Here is a 20,494-nt window from a genome sequence, read left to right on the forward strand (position 1 = left end):
TCCTTTTTCGTTTATCCTAAAACCAATTCGTCACTCACCAAGGTTTCACCACTGTTCTGATGGAAAAGGCGCATCAAGTCTTCAACTGTCAGGTTCTTCTTTTCTTCTCCTTTAACATCGACCACGATCTTGCCTTGGTAGAGCATGATCAAGCGGTTGCCGTATTCAATTGCATGGTTCATATCATGCGTAATCATTAAGGTTGTCAAATCATGGCTTTCCACGATTTTTTGTGTCAATTCCATGACCATTTCACTGGTCTTTGGATCGAGCGCTGCGGTATGTTCATCCAGTAGCAAGAGTTTTGGTTTGACCAAGGCAGCCATGACCAAGGTCAAAGCTTGCCGTTGTCCCCCTGATAAGTATTGCGTGTCCACTTTGAGGCGATTTTCCAAACCAATATTGAGTTCCTTCAAAGCCGTTTTAAATTCTTCGCGGTCTTTTTCTTTGACCCCCCAACTGAGTCCCCGTCTTGCTCCACGTTTTTTAGCAATGGCCATATTTTCTTCAATGGTCAAGCGGGAAGCCGTCCCCATCTTAGGATCCTGGAAAACACGCGCAATATCCTTGGCACGCTTCCGAACGCTGGTCTGCTTAATCGATTTCCCTTCTAAAAGGATTTCTCCTTGGTCCACTTGCAGGCCACCTGCCAGAATATTCATCAAGGTCGATTTACCGGCTCCATTTCCTCCAATGACGGAAATGAAATCTCCTTCTTCTACTGTCAGATCCAAGCCTTTGAGAACATGGTTTTCATTGACCGTACCTGCTTCGAATGTCTTATGGATATCTTCAATTTTTAACAATGTTGCCATTTATCTTCTCCTTCTAGTTGTTGCTTAATTTCAATCCACGAATCTTGAGACGTTTCTGGGCTTCTGGTGCGAACAAGACCAAGGCCAAGAGAATGGCGTTAAACAAACGGACCAAGTTTTGGTCTAGGTTTGGAATTTCGTAGATATTGAGGATAATGAGGCGGTAGACAATTGCCCCCACTCCAATCGAAAGCAAGCGTCCTCCAATGGTCAAATCATGGATCAAGACTTCTGCTAAAATAACAGCACTGAGACCTACGACGATGGTACCTGTACCAGAAGTCACGTCTGAGAAGCCATCTGTCTGAGCGAAGAGAGCCCCACACAATGCCACCAAGCCATTGGAAATCATGTAACCGAAAATCTTCATGGTGTCCACATTCACCCCATTGGCTTCACTCATCGGGATATTGTCACCAGTCGAACGAAGAACCAAACCAATCTGGGTTTTCATCAAGAGGGTCAAAATCAGACAGACCAATAACAAACAAGCAATACTAACAGCAAAGACTGCTTCCTCATTGGACAAACCCAAGCCCATCACAGACTTGAAAATGGTACTAGAATCTCCAATGGATAAATTAGGGACGCCCCCCATGATCTTAATATTGATTGAATAGAGTCCCGTCAGGGTCACAATCCCTGTTAAGAGCGCTGGGATCTTCATCTTGGTATGAAGAAGACCAGAGACCAAACCTGCTAGCATCCCTGCTAAAATCGAGAAGAGGGTCGCTAGCCAAGGGTTTTGCCCTGCTTGGATTTGGGAAGCAACGACTGCAGCCCCAAGCGGGAAAGCCCCTTCTGCTGTCATATCCGCTATATCTAAAATGCGGAATGTTAAGAAAATACCAATGGCCATAATCGACCACAATAAACCTTCAGATAAACTTGATAATACTAAATCCATCATCCATCTCCTATTTCTTTTCGTTTATACCAGAGAGATCAATTCCTAATTTCTTAGCCATCTCTTTGTTAACATACAATTCTAGATTTTTAGGGGCCTCCACTGCCAGTTCGCCTGCCTTTTCCCCTTTCAGGATACGAATCGCCATCCGAGCAGATTGACGCCCTAACTCGGTGTAGTCTGTCCCATAGGTATAGAGCCCTCCTACTTGGGCCATTTCAATCGAACCTCCAATAACTGGAACCTGATGTTTCAGAGACACTTGTTTGATGGTTTCCATTGTGGAAGAAATGATGTTGTCTGTAGGGACAAAGACCATATCGACTTCTGACATCAAACTGTCAGCTGCTGCCTTTACATTATTACTATCTAAGATAGTCTTCTCTACGACACGATAGCCTTTGGCCTCAAGAACCTTCTTGGCTTCCTCTTTTTGAACGACTGAGTTGGGTTCACTTTGCGTATAGAGGATCCCAATCGTCTTAGCTGTTGGCAAAACCTTTTGAATCAGATCGACTTGCGTAGCAATGGCATCTGAAGATTGGTCGCTCGTTCCTGTCACATTGCCACCAGGCTGATCCAAGTTCTTGACCAGCTTGGCAGCCAGAGGATCCGTCACTGCAGAAAAGACTACAGGAGTCGTTTTGCTTGTATTGGCGATGCTTTGTGCTGATGGAGTCGCAATGGCAAATACAAGATCACTTTCCTGTGACAATTGATTTGAAATATTTTTCAAATTTCGCTGCTCCCCTTGGGCATTTTGATAATCAATTTCAATCTCTTCTCCATCCACATAACCTTGTTTGGCTAACTCTTCGACAAAGCCTTTTCGAGTCGCATCTAGAGACTTATGGGTAATATACTGGGAAATCCCAATCTTGATCTTTTGATGCTTAGAGGTCTTCAAGTGGTGGAGGGTCAAGAGGGAGGTCATCAGTAGACCAACTACCAGGACCGGTGCAATTAACTTCTTTACAATTTTCATGAAACATGTCTCCTTCTCTAAAACATTCAAACAGAATACAAAAAACCGTTTAGATGATTCTAAACGGTTGGTATCATTCCTCACAAACTTAAAAGTATGCCAGCATTGCCGTCCATTTAGATATCATCTATATGGACCACAATCAAAAATCTTAGCCACATAGATACAAACAAATTGCTCGTTTCGTTTGTATCCATGAGTTCATGTCTACAAACATTATCTAAAGTAGCTAAAGTAAAAGTTTTGATTCAACAATGTGGAGTTCGTGTTTTTCATAAGATTCTGCTTTCGTTTTTTTATGTTGACTATCTTACCGAAAATTTTTCAAGCTGTCAAGCCGAAATTCAGAATTTTTTTAATTATCTTATTTTTTTCTACGTATATCAACAAAAAAAGTGCCCGATTAGGGCACTAAATGAGCGAATATCTTATTTTTTGAAGGTGTATTTAAAATCATCCTCTTCATTCTGATAAACCGTTAACGTTCCGTTTACCAATTTATATTTGAGATTGTATTGCATTACAAAGTTCCCACCACTATTTACAAGAAATTCATGAGTTTTTTCAGACAACTCGCCTTCAAATAGCACCATATCAATGGTTCCTTTTTTTACATCAATTTCAACTCCTATTTCCTTCAAGTACCCCCATTTGCTTCGTTCCTCAATGTACTCCAATGCATTTTCCATAGAATATAAATAACTTTTATCGCCTTCAAGGAGTTTTTTTGCTGCTCCTTTAAAATCAACTTTTCCTGATGTAGAAATTTTTACTTTGTTACCCTCTACTTCCACAATCATTTCGACATCTTTAATAAATTCACTAGAGATATCTAAAGTCGAGGTGAAACTTTCTTTAAAACCAGATGTCATTTCTTTCTTCAGTTCAGGAGTAGCTGACCATTTCCCTTGAATACTATTAGGATTTTTAGCAAATAAGAAAAATGCAAGCACAGATAAAACTGCAACGGCGACAAGACTACATAATCCAATAATCAGCCCTTTCTTAGACTTCTTACCGGGTATTGGGGCTTGTCCCATATATGAGGAATTAGTCTGGTAATTCAGTTGCCCATTGTTTGGATAACCTCCCTGCATCTGAGCATTGTTATAGGATGTGAAAGGCACTCCTGCTTGAGCCGACTCCTGAACAGGAGCTTGTGGCTGAGTTCCACCTTGCCCAAAAGCTTGTCCTTGATGTTGAAACGGACTTGTTCCACCTTGGTATTGATTTGAAGTTGGGCTTGCACCTCCAAATGGAGATTGAATTGAATTTACGGGCGTATTCGGTGTCGCTTGTGTTTTTGGACTTCCAAATTGACCAAAAAGCTGTTGGAATTCCTCCTGATTGGCCGGTCGACCATGGACTCTCTCGAACTCTGCTAACCATTCTTCTGATTTCATGACTATCACCTTCTAACCTTTACTTATTTTATTATAAAGGAAATTCATAGGAGAAGCAAACCCTACTAAAATGAGTATAAAAATCAGGAAAAACCCTGATTTTATGGCTCTATAATTTCTGTAGTGGATAAAACCACCATAGGAATTATGGAGCCTATTTTGTTGTAGAAAACAAGAACATCAAAAAGGAGAGAACCAATTTGGTCCTCTCCAGGGTATAACTTTTCATCAACCCACTACAGTTGACAATGAGCCTAAATAAGCGAATATCTTATTTTTTAAAGGAGTATTCAATTCCATAATCATTTCCATCCACGGAAACTTTTAGCGTTCCATTTTCAATTTTATACTTGAGATCGTATTTAAGGAAATGACTCGCATCTTCATCCTGAATGAATCGATGATCTTTTTCATCTACCTCACCTTCAAAGGCTACCATTTTAAGAGTGCCTTTTTTCACATCGATTTCAAGTCCCATATCCTCTAAATAGGAATTCTCACTGTTTTCTTGGATATAGTCTAAGGCATCCTCAACAGAGTAAAAATCATTGTCCCCATCATCATAGAGTTCCTTTGCAGCTCCCTTGAAATCAATCTTACCAATCACACTGATGGTTACTTTTTTCCCCTTTACCTCTACGATCATATCCATATCTTTTACAAATTCACTAGAAATATCTGATGTAGTAGAGAAAGTGCCTGCAAAAGCAGACTTCATTGTCTTTTTCATTTCAGGAGTAGCCGACCATTTTCCTTGAATACTATTTGGATTTTTAGTAAAAAAGAAAAATGCAAGCACAGATAAAACTGCAACAGCAACAAGACTACATAAACCAATAATCAGCCCTTTTTTAGACTTCTTACCTGGTATTGGAGCTTGGCCCATATATGGAGAATTAGCCTGGTAATTCAGTTGCCCATTGTTTGGGTAGCCTCCCTGCATCTGAGTGTTGTTATAAGATGCGAAGGGCGCTCCTGTTTGAGCCGCCTCCTGAACAGGAGCTTGTGGCTGAGTTCCACCTTGCCCAAAAGCTTGTTCTTGATGTTGATACTGACTTGCTCCACCTTGGAATTGATTTGGAGCTGGGCTTGCACCTCCAAATGGGGCTTGGGCCGGAGCTGGACCTCCGAACTGTGCTTGTTCTGGTGGTGGCGTCACACCTCCAAACTGTGTTTGCTCTGAAGTTGGCGCTGCTCCTCCAAATGGCGTTTGCTCTGGAGTTGGCGCTGCATCTCCGAACTGGGTTTGTTCTGGGGCTGGCGCTGCTCCTCCAAATTTAGCTTGTTCTGGAAACGGTAAAGGGCCTCCAAATTGTCCTTGATTGGAAACAGGTGCTGCACCTTCAAATGGAGATTGGATTGGGTTTACGGGCGTATTCGGTGTCGTTTGTGTTTCTGGACTTCCAAACGTACCAAAAGCCTGTTGGATTTCCTCCTGATTGGCCGGTCGACCATGAACCCTCTCAAACTCTGCTAACCATTCTTCTTGTTTCATTGTGATCTCCTTCTACCTTTATTTATTTTATTATAAAGGAATTTCATGAGAGATGCAAATCCGACTAAAATGAGCATAAAAAAATCAGGGAAACTCCCTGATTTGATGTTCTTATTCTTGACCTTTTGTCGCTTGCTCATCTTCATCGACTAGGTCACTGACCTCAACCTTCACCTTGGTGACACGACCATTTTTTACCTTATCGTTTGTAAGGATCAGATGCTTCTTCATACTGTCTACTTCAAAACTCAAGCGTTCCTTGTGACCTGGAATCCGTCCGACACCAGTCAGGTAGTAGCCTGCAATGGTATCCACATCATCACTTTCCAACTTCACATCAAAATACTCATTGAAATCATTTAGAGTCACAATCCCCTGCACAATATAGAGGTTAGGCTCAATTTCAAAAACATCATTCTCAGCCTTATCGGTTTCATCATCGATTTCCCCGACAATTTCCTCAAGAAGGTCTTCCAAGGTTACCAGACCAGCCATTCCTCCATACTCATCCAGCAAAATGGCCATCTGATTTTGTGTATTCCGGAGCTCCTTCAAGAGATCATCTACAAAGATTGTTTCCGGTACAAAGAGCGGTTCCTGAAGGATCTTGCGAAGAGCAATATTATCAAATCCATTCACAAAACCTTCATTAAGCAAACGTTTGGTATGGATCAGACCAATGACATTGTCCTTGTCATCATCATAGACAGGAATACGAGAAAAATTCTGTTTTAAGATGCTTTCGATGATTTCTCTGGTATCATCTTGGATATCCACCATAAAGGCATCCGTACGAGGAACCATTAGCTCACGCGCCATCAGCTCATCTAGTGAAAAGACTCCTTGCAACATTTCAATCTCGTCAGCATCCAGACTTGTTTCACTCTTAGCCAGCATATAGGCAATCTCATCTCGTGACATCTCTTCGTCTGCATCATCGAATTGCATAGGAGTCAGACGACTGACCAGATTGGTTGATGCCGATAAGAGCCAGACAAAGGGGCTAACGATTTTTCCTAGTAAAATCACAATTGGAGCCGTTCGAATAGCCAAGCTATCTTTCAGATTCATGGCAATACGCTTCGGATATAACTCACCAAATACAATCGAAATATAGGTCAGAAAAGCCAGTGAGAGGAAGCTAGCTATCGCACGTGCTGTCTCCGTATTTCCCATCCAAGAAGCGATTACTTTCCCAAGATCATCAGCTAAGCTTGCCCCAGACAAGATGGTAATCAAGGTAATACCAACCTGAATCGTAGATAAAAAGTGGTTGGGATTTTCCAATACCTTTAAGAGACGAATATATTTTTTATCGCCTTCCTCAGCCTTTTGCTCTACGCGAGAACGGTTCAGCGATACCATCGACATCTCCGTTGCAGAGAAAAATGCATTTAATAAGGTCAATACAAATAGTAAAACAAATTGCAGTATTAAATCCTGACTGCCAGGGTCTTCCATGGATATTCTCCTCAATGTATAGTAATAATGCCCATTATATCATATTTTTTGAAATGGTGCATAGTCGCAAAAATTTCCCTCCTAAAAGAGGAGGGAAGGCTCAGTTATACTCCATAACGTGTGAAATCATAAAAGAGTACATTCAGTTTTTCTACAAGTTCCAAAAGGGTCAAACTACTTGTACAAATAAATTTTTTCCCTTTGATATTCGGAATCATAAAGTTGGCAACAATAACATCATATTCGGTATGCTCTAGTTCATGAAGATTAAAGTCATGCTTGATGACCTGTGAAAACTCAAAGTTATCCGTACAATAGAATTTTAAGAAATCAATCATGGACTTGGCATGGTGGTCATCGTATCGGCTAATGATTAAGACCTTGACAGCTGTCCGTCTCCTTAATAGTTGAGGCAATAGATTTTCCCAATGTGAAAATACGGTATAAATCTGATGCTTGAGGTTTTCAGGATTTTCATGAAAGCCCATCTCTTTGAGATAGTGATACAAACCTGTTTCAACATCCTGATAAAATTTAGGGAAGAGGGTTCGATAATCCTCATTGGTATAGCTCTTGGTATCATAGAGAAGAAATTCACCAAAGATTTCACGCCGCTCCAAATAGGCGGTGTTGTGAATATGCATAATCATCTCTTCATAATTCTCAAGTTCTAAACCATAAGATTCACTCAGGTGATCAAGAAATTGAGAGGCTAAAATATAGGATTTTTTTGTAACAGCATCTTCCTCAGTGGAGTCAATCAGATCCTGTGGGGTAAAATAGAAGCGTTTCTGTAGGAAGATAATAAAGAGCTGTTCTATGATTTCTTCGTTAAATTCTACACCCAGCTGCAAACCAAAATAACGAAGCATCTCATTGATTTTTGGGAGCTCTTGATAGAGATAGGCGTATTGTTCAAAATTATTGGCCCCTTCAATTCGATACCCTTGCTTAATCCGGTAAAGGTAGACCGTTAGCATAATTTTATAAGAATGGAAGATCGAATAAGTCAGTGGGATTTCTGTCAGTTTATAGAAGAAGGTAATGAAATCAATAATGACTTGCTCTCTAATATCTGGAAATGGCCACTCTAAATAATAATACCGCTCTGCAAAATACTGGGAATAGAAAAAGCGAATATCGACTTCGTCCCCCACGACATTTAGAGGATTCAAGGTGATTCGTATATTGTACTTTTCCTGAATAATTTGGTTGATATTTCGAATCAAGCGATAAAATGACTGTTGGCTGAGATCATACCGTCTACAAATTAAGTCACTGGAAACATCCTTATGGAAGAACAAGTATTCCAAGAGGGAGAAAGCTGTAGATTCTTTAAAGAAGTGATGGTAGACCACCTCAATCCCAATCGAATCGTCATAACTAATCTTAATACCATTTGTCGAGGACTCAATCAAAAACTCATTAAAGACCGTTCGTAAATTTGAAAGATCCTCCTTCAATGACCGTTCTGTACAATCTAACATTTCAGCGAGTTCCTTCAAATGAAACCAGCGCTTCTCTCGAATTAATGTTTCTAGCAAACGCATTTGGCGTCGCTGCTTTTTGGCAAGCAATTCTATCATCTTATAGAAACTCCTCGATTTTGTATCATTACTAATTCATTATAACATATTTTCTAAAAGGAAAGGTAAAAGTTTACGATTCAAAAACTTATCCTAGTCTTTCACGTTATTTAAACAAAAAAGGAATGGTTGTCCATTCCTTTTGTATTTATTCTACTAGGATTTATTGATAATCCCAAATTCTTCCTGCTTGCGCTGCTTCTGTGTCTTTTTATGATTTTCATACAAGGCTGCGAGGAATTTTACAATCTCTTTACCAATCGAATAAACCGGAATCGCCACAACCATCCCAATCACACCATAGATGTTACTGGATAAGAGCAAGAGGACCATGATCATAATGGGATGCACCTTCATTACGCCTCCGACAATTCGTGGATAAAGGATGTTTCCGTCAATCTGTTGGACGATGAGCATGAAGATAACAGCTTTGATCATCATATTGAAATCCGTGAAGGCATAGGTAACCACCATAGGAATCAAGCCAATCGTCGGCCCAATATAGGGAATAAGGTTAGTCAAGGCTGAGAAAATCGCAAAGACTAAGGCATACTTCAAACCGATAAAACTGTATCCAATAAAGGCTAGAGTTCCAATAATCAAGGCATCAATAGAAATTCCACTAATATAGCGAGAAACCGTTTGGTTGAGGCTCACTAAGAGAGAGGTAATATTCCGTCGGTCATTCTTCAGGATGGTCCGCTCCAACATCGGAAGCAGTTTTTTCCCATCAATCAAGAAGTAAACCAGGAATATCGGTGTCATCACCAGAATGAAGAGTGTATTGACAATCGTTGACACCACACTACCCAAACTATTGGTCACACTGTTTAAGATATTTTGTAGAATATCCACATAAGACAGGTTTAACTGCTGAATGGTCGATTGGATATTGATACTCTGAAAGGCTGGATTCTTAGATAACTTCGTTACAAAACTTTGCACTTCCCAATACAAACCTTGGGTTGAATTAATCAAGCTTGTCAACTGGTTGATCAAAATAGGCAAGATATAAACAATCCCATAAATAATCAATCCAAAAAGGGTTACCAAGGTTAATAGAATGCCCAAAATTCGATTTAGATGAAATTTCTTTTCCAAAAATTCTACGATTGGGTTGGTGATATAATACAAGAAACCAGCAATTAAAAATGGAAGAATAATGGTATTCAGAACAGATACAAATGGAGAAATGAGACTTCCCATACTTCCCCAAATATAGAATATAATCGTTAATATTAGGACTTCACAGGTCCAGAAAAATAATTTACTTTTATGAAACATCCCTTTCCTCCTATCTGCTATTTTATCATATTTATGGTAAAATAGACAATATTTTTATGAAGGTTAAAAAGATGAAAGATAGCTTAATTGAACTGAAAGATGTCACTCTCAGAAAAGAAGGGAAAAATCTCCTTTCCCGTTTGAATTGGACCGTCAATAAGGGGGAAACCTGGGCCATCCTTGGACTGAATGGTGCTGGCAAATCGACCCTACTCCGTCTCTTAATGGCGGAATATTGGAAAACGGAAGGGGAAGTTTCTGTCCTTGGAACACAATTTGGCCAAGGAGGGATTCCTGAACTCCGCAAGCGAATCGGAGTGGTCAGCTCCTTTATTTCTGAGCGCATCCCTGAATCTCTATCCCCAGAAGAAATCGTCCTCACTGGAAAATACAAGAGTAGCATTCTTTATACAGCTTATGGAGAAAAAGAACTCGAGGAAGCACGATCCATGTTGCGTCGCATCGGGGCTGCTTCTTTGATTGGGCGAAAATACCGGACTCTCTCTCAAGGGGAAAAACAGACGATTCTAATCGCCCGTAGTCTCATGGAAGAGCCCGATCTTCTCATCTTTGACGAAGCCTCTAGTGGGCTTGACTTATTTGCTCGGGAAGCGATCTTTCAGCTAATCCAACAGATCAAGCAGATGGAAAAGGCGCCGACCATTCTCTTTGTCACCCACCATGCAGAGGAAATCACCAAGTCCTTTAGCCATGTCCTTCTCCTCAAGGAGGGACAAAGTTTTGCCCAAGGACCTAAGGAGGAAATTCTCACCCAAGAAACGCTATCAGCTTTTTATGGGGGAAAGGTCCAGCTGATTCCAATCGGGGAAGAACGCTATTATATCCAGCCAGAGCAGTAAAAAGACTTACTAAGATACAAAACAAAGAGATTGGGACAAGCGTCACCAATCTCTTTTCTTCTATTAAAGCGGAAACTCACTTTTACCGATTGCGAGCATAATTGATCATGTCATAAGGAAGAGTATTGGCACTTTCTCTTAAGGAATAGTTTTCCAATTCGTTGACATTTTGGCGCATGCGACGCGCATACTTGGCCGAAATCAAGTGCTGCTCCTCATATTCGAAAATCAATTTTCTTTCTAAGTAATAGCCTCTTAGCATCTCGTCAATATTATTGGGCTTGATGCGATTGATAACCCGCTCTACAAAAGCACCACTGGTAATCAATGATGTTTCTCGCAGACGAGATTCTTGAAGGAAGGAAATCAAGGTACTCCGATAAATCCCTTTTAGGTTTTCCAAACTCTCGATAATGATTTCCGTATTGGCCAGATACAAGGCAGCAATCTGGTCATAGTCGATGGCTTCAAGCTTGTAATTCTCTCCGTTTTTCCATGCCCGAATACCGGATCCAAAGGTCACAAGCTCGTGCAACAGCAGTCGGAGCAAGCGGAAGAGCACCAAGAAATAATAGGTCAGGCGCGATGACAGATTGCGGTTAACCTTCTGCTCCATGGATCGAAGATAACGTTGGTAGACATGGTAACTTCTATCTCGAATCTTTCCTTCTTCATAAGCCTGTTCCAAACCATCGTTCTCGATACTAAGAATAAGGAGTTTTAGTTGTTCCCAGTCTCTTTGAGTCGCCTTATCTTCCTGACTGAGAATCATATTTTCTATCCGCCCATGATAATTATCAATCGCAGCATAGAGAGGTCCCTTCTGCTTGGTCACCGTCAAGTCTTTCTCCAATAGCATGACGACATCATTCAAGATAGCAATATGCATCAAATGATCATTGGATTCCTCTTTTCCCTCGGATAGTTTTGGGAGGACTAGAAGTCCGATTAAGAAACTACACAAGGTGACCCCTGCTACTAAAAACAAGAGAACTGGATATTCTGCTTCTAGATTCGTCGGTATCAAGAGAATGGTCGCAATGGACACTGTTCCTTTGACCCCTGAAAAGGTCAACAAGAGGGCATCTTTCAGATACTTATCAATGGATTTTTTCAACCGGAAACCCCGATACCAGTAAAATCCATACACCATCAAAAAGCGAATCAGGAACAAGAGCCCCGTCAATAAGAGAACAGTCACAATCAAGAGCAGATTGTTGTAAAAGGGAGTCCTCAAAATTGGCTCAGAAATCATCTCCAGCTCCATCCCCAAGAGGACAAAGACAGACCCATTGAGGACAAAATTGACTGTATTCCATACCGTATGCGTGACCGTATCCACCTTGGCTTCTAGTAGGGTAATTTTCTTAAACCGACTAGCCTTTAGGATCCCAGCCACGACAACCGCAATAATCCCTGATACATGGATCTCTTCTGCGATAAAGAAGGTCAGTAAGGGGAGACTCAATTCTAAAATGAGTTCACTGGCAATATCCGTTGCCCGAACACTGAGCAGTAATTTTTGAAGCCCACGGTTGACAGCAGCTGTCACAATCCCGACCGCAAACCCTCCTAAAATAGAGATGACCAAGTCCCAACTAGCTTGGCCCAAGGAAAAGACTCCAGTGGTCCATGCGGCTAGAGCCACACGAAAGGCCACCAAACCTGAAGCATCGTTGAGCAAGCCCTCTCCTTTTAGAATGTTGGAGATTCGTTTTGGAAAGGCAAAGCGTTCCGACAGAGAGGCAAAGGCCACCAAATCAGTCGGCCCGAGCGCCGCTCCAACTGCCATGCAGGCCGCTAGTGGAATTCCTAGCCACAAAAGATGGGCCAACCACCCCAAGCTAAGGGTCGAAATAAAAATGACCGGGAAGATTAAAAAGGCGATAATGCGCCAGTGCTTCAGAATCGAGGTAATGTCTGCTTCTTCTGCTTCTCGAAAGAGGAGCGGTCCAATAACCAAGGCCAAAAAGAGCTCGGTATCTAAGTGGTACTCCGAATTAGGTAAGAGAAAGCCAATCCCAATCCCCAATAATATCTGGATCAAAGGGAGGGGTAAAGTCGGAATCAACTTATTGGTCGCATTGGAGACAATCAGAATCAAGGAAAAGATAATGGCGTATACAAGAATCTCCATTCCTTATCCTCCTGATCGTTGGTTACAACAGTCCTCAAAGAGTTGCTTTTGTTCTTGGATCTTTTGATCAATCTTTGTCAGATCCTTGTGCTCAATTTTCTTCTGGCAACGTTCCATTTCAAGAGAGACCAGCTTCTTCTTGATTTTGATCATCTTTTTGCTCATCTGTGCTTCATCTAAAAAACCAACGGCACGTTCATGAGAGGTGGACTCCACAAAATCGTGGCGAAGAGCATCAATTTTATTTTTTAAAAATTCTTTATCCATGGCGATAACTTTCTAATTTTTCGATCATGACCAAAAATGGGGGATGGTTGATCTGGTTCAGGGTCCGGTAAGTAGTGACCGTAAATTCTTGTTGAGGAAGTTGGGAGACAAACTCCAAGACAGCATCTTTTTCTAGGTCCCCACCCTCATGACCATAATAGATCATAATGGCTATTCGCCCTCCCTTGATCAAGCGGTGACAGAGTTTATCAATGGCTTGGATCGTTGTTTTAGGCTGGGTAATAATCGACTTGTCTGCTGAAGGAAGATAGCCTAAGTTGAAGATAGCCGCCTTGACCTGGTCCACATAGCGATCTACTTCTTCATGCCCCTTTAACAGAAGGTGGGCATTGGAAAGACCTGCTTCTTCCAAACGCTTTTGCGTTTGGACCAAGGCCTGCTCTTGAATATCAAATGCATAGACTTCTTTGGCTAGTTTTGCCAAGAAAAGGGTATCATGCCCATTGCCCATGGTCGCATCAACTACAGTATCTTGATCTGTAATGACCTCCCTAAGAAAATCATGGGCCATCTCTAATGGTCGCAACATGCTACTCCTCCTATTTTCCTATTTTCCTACTTTACAACCTTGAACACTTCCACGACGACGCATCTCAGCTTCAATGGCATTCAGAACTTCCCACTTATTGAGACTCCACATCGGTCCTATCAGCATTTCGCGTGGAGCATCTCCTGTAATCCGGTGGATGACGATCTCCTTGGGAATGATCTCCAGTTGGTCACAGATGACCGACACGTATTCCTCCTGACTCATCAATTGCAAGCGCCCTTCATGGTAGTCTCGTTGCATCCGGGTATTGGTCATGAGATGGAGCAGGTGCAATTTAATGCCCTGGATATCGTTGTCTGTTACACAACGGCGGACATTCTCCACCATCATCTCATGCGTCTCCCCAGGAAGACCGTTGATTAAGTGTGAAACAATCTCTGCCTTAGGAACCTGTTGGCGAATCCGCTTCACCGTTTCCACATAGAGTTCATAGCTATGGGCTCGGTTGATCAATTCAGATGTCGTTTCATAGGTCGTCTGCAAACCCAGCTCAATAGTCACATGCATGCGCTCTGTCAATTCTGCTAGATAGGCCAACGTTTCATCCGGCAAGCAGTCTGGTCGTGTCCCGATGTTAATCCCTACGACACCTGGTTCATTGATGGCTTGCTCATAGCGCTCCCGAATGACATCGACGGATTCATGCGTATTAGTGAAATTTTGAAAATAGACCAAATACTTTTTGACGTCGGGCCATTTGCGGTGCATAAAATCAATTTCTTTGTAAAACTGATCCCGAATAGGCGCATCTGGTGCTACGATGGCATCCCCAGAGCCAGAAACTGTACAAAAAGTACAGCCCCCTCGAGCAACAGTTCCATCACGATTGGGACAGTCAAAGCCCGCATCGATTGGGACTTTGAAGGTCTTTTCTCCAAATAAAGTTCGGTAATAATCATTTAAGGTCGTATAGGATTTCATACCCCTCATTATAGCAAAAAAGCAGAGTGAACTCAAAGTTGAGTCTCCTCTGCTTTCCATTTGTATTTCTTAAGATCCACACAACCGTTGGATTTGCATTCCACCCCTTCGGCCCAGAGAAGCGTGCCTTGCTCTTCCCAATCAGGAGCCAGGCGACCAGTAGAGGTCACGACCCGATGACAGGGATAGGTCACAGCTTTAGTAGAAGTGGCCAAGACCTTGCCGACCTGGCGGGCGTGGCGAGGATAGCCAATGAGTTGGGCAATTTGACCATAGGTGGCCACACATCCCAGGGGAATCTGAGCAACGACCTTTAGGACCTTTTCTTCAAATAAATCGTTCATGCTTTACTTCTGCTTACTCTTAAAGCGCCATTCAAAACGCAAACGGTCGTAATAAGGAAAGACCATTTGCAACAGACCAAATCCCAAAAGCATACTTCCTGTGACGTCTGTCGGGTAATGAACCCCAACATAGACACGTGATACAACGATGGTCACCATACAAAGAAAGAGGGCAATCTGAGCCAGGACTTTCCCGACTTGAGAGGTCATCCGTTGCCCTACCACAATGATCAAACTACCGAAGACGAGGGTGGCAGCTAAAGAGTGGCCACTTGGGAAAGAATAGCCCCCTTCTTGGACCAAATGTTGAAGTGCTGGCCGTGAACGTAAATAGATGTGTTTCAAGATTACCACGAGTAATCCAGTTGTAACTAAACTCCCGGTGAGGAGGAGGGCCTCCGTATACCATTTCTTCCAGACAAAGAAGAGGACAATGACGCCAACCCAGGATGCAACAATTGGTGTGTTCATCAGCACTGTTACACGGGTAAAGAAGGCTGTCAAATAGGCTGGTAAATCCCCGCGAATAGCCGATTGAATCGGTTGATCGATTCCGACTAAATTTTCCGGATAAAATTTGACTACATAGCCCAGAATCATAAATAACAAAAGGGCAAAAGAGCCCTTTAAGAAATGAGATTGTTTATTTTTCATAGATTTTAAGTAGGGGCTGTACGACGGTATATACCATCCAGAAGGTTACAGCCCAAATCAGTCCTTCTATTAGATTAAAGGGAACAACCATACTGAGAAGATACTTTTCAACTCCGACTATCTTTGCGATGTCAAAACCAACAAATTTAGCATAGAGAGGGATGGCATAATAGTAATTGACCAGGAGCATGGAAATGGTTAAACCAATGGTCCCAACTAGACTAGCAATCACAAACCGAACCTGGTTTTTCTTCTTATTCCAAATGACTGCAAATGCTAAGACAAAGACTAAGACAGCAATTATGTTAACTGGTAAGCCAACCAAGGTCTCAGCTCCTCGACCATTCAAAACCAACTTGAGAACCGATCGAATCAAAACCACCACAACTGAGCTCTTCAAATCTAATAGAACTAAGGCGAGTAAGATTGGAATCGTACTAAAGTCAACCTTTAAAAAATCAATCCCTATTGATAGTTGATAAAACATCAATAGAAAAGAAAGTGCAGATAAAACAGCCACTAGGGTCAGTTTACGAGTATTTGTCATCACAGGTTCCTCCAATTTTTACTAAAATTAGAAGAAGTTGGAAAGATTCCCTTAACCTTATTCTATTTCAATCGTTTTAAAGAAAACTTAAACAGTTCCTTAATACTTGACGAAAAAAGCCCTGATGCTACAAGAAAAAGCGCAAAGACTAATTTCTTATAAAATCAACAAAATTTCCATCAAGTCCATCATCAATAAGAACAGGTTTGTTCCTCTCTCGTCTTCTCCCATCCAGACTATACTGTCGGTTGTGGAGTCACACCACATCAGCTTGCGCTCGCGGACTTCTTTTAGAGTATGGAAATGGAGATTTTTCTTTTAGACGAGGCGACAAGCTCTAGGCATAACTTTTAGTTAGGCAAAGCTTGGCAACAAAGTAGAAAAGGAAAAGAGCATTTCCTAGTAAAAGTCACCGCCGGTCGGGAATTTCACCCTGCCCTGAAGACTCCTTAATCATAACAAAAAACACCTGCTATTGCAAGTGTTTTGTAATATCAAAAGTTACAACGAAACTCCTTTTGCAAAGAGCCTCTTCCTACTTCAACTTATCTCCCTCATACTGATGGACCAGCTCTAAGCCTGCAAACTCCTGTTGTCTGAGGGCTTCGTAGACAATCATACAAACGGTATTGGAGACATTCAAGCTTCGAACATGCTCATCATTCATCGGAATCCGAATCGCCTTTTCAGCATGAAGCCGCATAAAATCCTCTGGTAAGCCTTTGTCCTCACGACCAAAAATGAAATAATGTTCTGCATCATCATTATAATCCACATCTGAATAAGTCTGATCAGCAAATTTTGAAACCAGGTGGACCTTTCCTCCAGCTGCAGCCTCCATAAATTCATCCAAGCTGTCGTAAAAGCGAACATCCAACTTATCCCAATAATCCAGTCCCGCACGTTTCATCTTCCGATCATCGATAGGAAAAGCCATGGGCCGAATGATGTGAAGGGGGGCATTGGTAGCTGCACAAGTACGAGCGATATTCCCTGTGTTTTGGGGAATTTGAGGTTGGTAAAGAACTACATGGTTTTTTGATTTGGTTTCTGTATAAGCTAATTCTTCAATATTCATCACAATCTCATTTCTGGCAAAAAAATAGCCACACTGCCCGGAGTCAAGCTCAGCAAACAGCGTGGTTACGACTTCATTAACTTAACTCACAACAGGTTTGAGGTAAATCAATGAGGTTACTGTATCAGTATACCACTTTCATGCCTCCTGTCAACTATTTCGACAAAAAAATTTCACTTTTTTACATTCTCTTTCATGTAGTTTAGAGAATCTGCCCCTTTATGCCCTATTTCCACCATTAAGAGGTGATTTTTTTTTGAAAATAGAGTAAGATAGAATCATACTTTGGAGGAAATATTCATGAAAATTATTGTAGTTGGAGGCGGTAAAGTCGGAACAGCACTCTGTCGTTCCCTCGTCGCAGAAAATCACGATGTCATCTTGATCGAACAAGATGAAGCCGTCGTTAATCACATTACCAAACGCTACGATATCATTGGTATTGTTGGAAATGGTGCCAACTTTAAAATTCTCGAACAAGCAGATGTAGCGGACTGTGACATCTTTGTCGCCCTAACAGAGCAAGACGAAGTCAACATGGTTTCTGCCGTCTTAGCCAAAAAAATGGGAGCCAAAGAAACCATTGTCCGGGTCCGCAATCCGGAATACTCAAATTCTTATTTTAAAGAGAAAAATATTCTCGGCTTCTCTCTAGTTGTCAATCCTGAGCTTCTTGCTGCTCGCTACATTGCTAATAGCATTGACTTCCCAAATGCCTTATCTGTTGAGCACTTCGCTGGTGGGCGAGTAGCCTTCATGGAGTTCAAAATCAAGGAGGAAAGCCCACTCTGCCAGATGACTCTTTCTCAATTCAGAAAGAAATACGGAAACATCATTATCTGTGCTATCGAACGGCAAGGTCAATTAACGATTCCAGATGGCGACTTCACTTTACAAGCCTTTGATAAAATATTCATGACTGGAAATCGAGTGGAAATTGTGAGTTTTCACAATAGCATTCGACCGCAAGTTGTTAAAAGTCTGCTTCTGATTGGAGCTGGCAAGATTTCCTACTATCTCCTAAATATTTTAGAAAATAGCAAACGGAAGATTGACTTAAAAGTCATTGAAATCGATCAAAAACGGGCAGAATGGTTTAGTCAAGAATTCCCGGATCTTTATGTTATCCAGGGAGATGGGACATCAAAAGATATTCTAATGGAAGAGCGCGCAGGTAACTTTGATGCTGTGGCGACTCTAACAGGGGTCGATGAAGAAAACATTATCGCTTCTATGTTCCTAAATAGTGTAGGGGTTCAAAAGAATATTACCAAGGTCAACCGGACTAGCCTACTGGAAATTATTGATCGGCAAGATTTTTCAAGTATTGTGACACCCAAAGGAATTGCGGTGGACACCATCATGCACTTCATTCGTGGTCGCTATAATGCCCGCTATTCAAATCTTGAAGCCTTGCACCACGTCGCCAACGGTCAAATCGAGACCCTTCAATTCCAGATTCGCGAAGAAAACAAAATGACGGGCAAACCTTTGGCACAACTGAAATTGAAAAAAGGTGTTCTCATCGCAGCCATTATTCGAAACGGGAAAGCTATTTTCCCAACTGGAGATGACCATCTTTTGATAGGGGATCGCATTATCGTTACTACCCTAATCAGCAACATCACTAAAATCTATGATTTGTTAGAGGGGTAAGCCATGAACAAAAGTATGATTCGCTACCTTTTAGCAAAACTCCTTCTGATTGAAGCCATGTTGCTCTGTGTACCGATTGTGGTTGCACTTCTCAATCTAAAGAACGATTTTGTTGTCAAGGATAGCCCAACTGTCTTTATCTCCCTATTTGCAACTATTGCCATCCTCCTTGTATTGGGAGGCATTGGTTCCTTTTTCAAACCCAAAGATTTTCACATCTATGCCAAGGAAGGCGTTCTGATTGTGGCTTTGTGTTGGATCCTCTGGTCCTTCTTTGGTGCTCTTCCTTTTGTCTTTTCAGGACAAATCCCAAACATCATTGATGCATTTTTCGAAGTTAGCTCTGGTTTTACGACTACAGGGGCAACCATTTTAAATGACGTCTCCGTCCTCAGTCCTTCCCTTCTTTTCTGGCGTAGTTTCACCCACTTAATCGGAGGGATGGGGGTGCTGGTCTTTGCCCTAGCTATTATGGACAATAACAAGAACAGCCACCTCGAAGTGATGAAAGCAGAAGTGCCTGGTCCCGTATTTGGTAAAATTGTATCCAAATTGAAGAACACAGCTCAAATCCTTTATTACCTCTATTTGGCCCTCTTCTTCCTCTTTGTCGTGATCTACTTCTGTGCTGGCATGCCTCTTTATGATAGCTTTATCATTGCTATGGGGACTGCTGGTACTGGCGGGTTCACCGTCTTCAATGACGGGATTGCTCACTACCATTCGACGCTCATCACCTATTTGGTCAGCTTTGGTGTCTTGGTCTTTGGGGTCAATTTTAACCTTTATTACTACATCATGCTTCGCAAGTTCAAAGCCTTCTTCGGCGATGAAGAACTTCGCACCTACCTGATGATTGTCGGGGTTTCTTCCCTTCTGATTGCCTGCAACATTTTCCATCTCTATCATAATTTTGCAGATAGTTTTGAAATGTCCTTTTTCCAAGTCTCCAATGTCATTACCACGACTGGATTTGGTTTTGGCAATACTGTTGATTGGCCGCTCTTTTCTCAGTTCCTCCTTCTCATGCTCATGGTGGTTGGTGGATCCGCTGGTTCAACGGCTGGGGGACTAAAAGTGATTCGCTGCTTGATTTTAGCTCGAATCGGAAAGAATCAAATTCGTTCGACTCTCTCACCCAACCGGGTGATGACCTTACATGTGAATGGCACTGCCTTAGATAAAGACACCCAGCACAAAATCTTAAAATATTTCGTAGTCTATACCTTGATTACGATCGCCCTCATTGCGGTTGTCAGCTTTGACAGCAACAATTTTATGACGGTTGTCAGTGCTGTCTTTAGTTGCTTTAACAATATCGGACCGATGATTGGGACAACGGATACTTTCGCTATCTTTAGCCCCATCTCTAAATTCTTACTATCAATTGCCATGATTGCAGGACGGTTAGAAATCTACCCGATGTTACTGCTCTTTATGCCTCGCACTTGGTCCGATCGCTAAAAACAAAAAGTTTTGGAGAATTTCCAAAACTTTTTTCTTTGCTCTGAGTGAGACTTCTT

The 20,494-nt window shown here is 41.8% G+C and carries 19 protein-coding genes and 1 riboswitch; of the genes, 3 read left to right on the forward strand and 16 right to left on the reverse strand.

The features are described from left to right. Nucleotides 1–11: 11 nt before the first annotated feature. The 8 genes from QM873_RS00195 to QM873_RS00230 all read right to left on the reverse strand — a co-directional run bounded on the left by QM873_RS00195 (nucleotide 12) and on the right by QM873_RS00230 (nucleotide 9,936). On the reverse strand, nucleotides 12–815 hold the full coding sequence (locus QM873_RS00195; RefSeq protein ID WP_123159480.1) for an ABC transporter ATP-binding protein: 804 nt from the start codon (nucleotides 813–815) through the stop codon (nucleotides 12–14). A gap of 13 nt (nucleotides 816–828) precedes the next feature. Continuing rightward, nucleotides 829–1,722, reverse strand: a complete 894-nt coding sequence (locus QM873_RS00200) for an ABC transporter permease (RefSeq protein WP_154853544.1) — start codon at nucleotides 1,720–1,722, stop codon at nucleotides 829–831. Between the two features lie 10 nt (nucleotides 1,723–1,732). Then, on the reverse strand, nucleotides 1,733–2,707 hold the full coding sequence (locus QM873_RS00205) for an ABC transporter substrate-binding protein (RefSeq protein WP_154853547.1): 975 nt from the start codon (nucleotides 2,705–2,707) through the stop codon (nucleotides 1,733–1,735). 428 nt (nucleotides 2,708–3,135) lie between these two features. Beyond that, on the reverse strand, nucleotides 3,136–4,110 hold the full coding sequence (locus QM873_RS00210; protein ID WP_414278597.1) for a hypothetical protein: 975 nt from the start codon (nucleotides 4,108–4,110) through the stop codon (nucleotides 3,136–3,138). 271 nt (nucleotides 4,111–4,381) lie between these two features. Further along, nucleotides 4,382–5,605 (reverse strand): hypothetical protein, encoded by a 1,224-nt coding sequence (locus QM873_RS00215; protein WP_023027139.1) that lies wholly within the window; start codon nucleotides 5,603–5,605, stop codon nucleotides 4,382–4,384. Between the two features lie 111 nt (nucleotides 5,606–5,716). After that, nucleotides 5,717–7,066 (reverse strand): hemolysin family protein, encoded by a 1,350-nt coding sequence (locus tag QM873_RS00220; RefSeq protein ID WP_023027140.1) that lies wholly within the window; start codon nucleotides 7,064–7,066, stop codon nucleotides 5,717–5,719. A 104-nt stretch (nucleotides 7,067–7,170) separates the two neighbouring features. Beyond that, nucleotides 7,171–8,652, reverse strand: a complete 1,482-nt coding sequence (locus tag QM873_RS00225) for a M protein trans-acting positive regulator PRD domain-containing protein (protein ID WP_154853550.1) — start codon at nucleotides 8,650–8,652, stop codon at nucleotides 7,171–7,173. 156 nt (nucleotides 8,653–8,808) lie between these two features. Continuing rightward, on the reverse strand, nucleotides 8,809–9,936 hold the full coding sequence (locus tag QM873_RS00230; RefSeq protein ID WP_414278598.1) for an AI-2E family transporter: 1,128 nt from the start codon (nucleotides 9,934–9,936) through the stop codon (nucleotides 8,809–8,811). A gap of 56 nt (nucleotides 9,937–9,992) precedes the next feature. Here QM873_RS00230 and QM873_RS00235 point away from each other — a divergent pair, with 56 nt between their 5' ends. Further along, nucleotides 9,993–10,796 (forward strand): ABC transporter ATP-binding protein, encoded by an 804-nt coding sequence (locus QM873_RS00235; protein WP_414278599.1) that lies wholly within the window; start codon nucleotides 9,993–9,995, stop codon nucleotides 10,794–10,796. 82 nt (nucleotides 10,797–10,878) lie between these two features. Here the strand turns inward: QM873_RS00235 and QM873_RS00240 are convergent, their stop codons facing one another. From QM873_RS00240 to QM873_RS00275, 8 genes are all read right to left on the reverse strand, one after another. Next, complete coding sequence (locus tag QM873_RS00240; protein WP_414278600.1) at nucleotides 10,879–12,933, reverse strand: cation:proton antiporter; 2,055 nt, start codon at nucleotides 12,931–12,933, stop codon at nucleotides 10,879–10,881. Nucleotides 12,934–12,936: 3 nt separating this feature from the next. Continuing rightward, nucleotides 12,937–13,200 carry a hypothetical protein gene (locus QM873_RS00245; RefSeq protein ID WP_414278601.1) on the reverse strand — a complete coding sequence of 88 codons (264 nt, stop codon included), beginning with the start codon at nucleotides 13,198–13,200 and terminating at the stop codon, nucleotides 12,937–12,939. Further along, entirely contained in the window at nucleotides 13,193–13,750 is a 558-nt protein-coding gene (gene mnmM, locus QM873_RS00250) for a tRNA 5-(aminomethyl)-2-thiouridylate-methyltransferase MnmM (RefSeq protein WP_414278602.1), read from the reverse strand. Before mnmM ends, QM873_RS00245 begins: the two co-directional genes overlap by 8 nt. 18 nt (nucleotides 13,751–13,768) lie before the next feature. Further along, nucleotides 13,769–14,701, reverse strand: a complete 933-nt coding sequence (gene mnmL / locus QM873_RS00255) for a tRNA modification radical SAM protein MnmL/YtqA (protein ID WP_048688267.1) — start codon at nucleotides 14,699–14,701, stop codon at nucleotides 13,769–13,771. Nucleotides 14,702–14,724: 23 nt separating this feature from the next. Continuing rightward, nucleotides 14,725–15,036, reverse strand: a complete 312-nt coding sequence (locus QM873_RS00260; RefSeq protein ID WP_048688271.1) for an MGMT family protein — start codon at nucleotides 15,034–15,036, stop codon at nucleotides 14,725–14,727. A 3-nt stretch (nucleotides 15,037–15,039) separates the two neighbouring features. Next, entirely contained in the window at nucleotides 15,040–15,690 is a 651-nt protein-coding gene (locus QM873_RS00265; RefSeq protein ID WP_414278603.1) for a phosphatase PAP2 family protein, read from the reverse strand. Next, nucleotides 15,680–16,237 (reverse strand): ECF transporter S component, encoded by a 558-nt coding sequence (locus QM873_RS00270; protein ID WP_414278604.1) that lies wholly within the window; start codon nucleotides 16,235–16,237, stop codon nucleotides 15,680–15,682. The genes QM873_RS00265 and QM873_RS00270 overlap by 11 nt, the downstream gene beginning before the upstream one ends. Before the next feature lie 215 nt (nucleotides 16,238–16,452). After that, a riboswitch (FMN riboswitch) is annotated at nucleotides 16,453–16,687 on the reverse strand. Between the two features lie 85 nt (nucleotides 16,688–16,772). After that, entirely contained in the window at nucleotides 16,773–17,315 is a 543-nt protein-coding gene (locus tag QM873_RS00275; protein ID WP_048688281.1) for a tRNA (cytidine(34)-2'-O)-methyltransferase, read from the reverse strand. Nucleotides 17,316–17,615: 300 nt separating this feature from the next. Here QM873_RS00275 and trkA point away from each other — a divergent pair, with 300 nt between their 5' ends. Then, on the forward strand, nucleotides 17,616–18,971 hold the full coding sequence (gene trkA, locus QM873_RS00280; RefSeq protein ID WP_293872819.1) for a Trk system potassium transporter TrkA: 1,356 nt from the start codon (nucleotides 17,616–17,618) through the stop codon (nucleotides 18,969–18,971). Between the two features lie 3 nt (nucleotides 18,972–18,974). Then, nucleotides 18,975–20,435, forward strand: a complete 1,461-nt coding sequence (locus QM873_RS00285; RefSeq protein ID WP_048688288.1) for a TrkH family potassium uptake protein — start codon at nucleotides 18,975–18,977, stop codon at nucleotides 20,433–20,435. The last annotated feature ends 59 nt before the right edge of the window (nucleotides 20,436–20,494 follow it).

Source organism: Streptococcus australis (genome assembly GCF_047463015.1).
GTDB classification, from domain to species: Bacteria; Bacillota; Bacilli; order Lactobacillales; family Streptococcaceae; genus Streptococcus; species Streptococcus australis_F.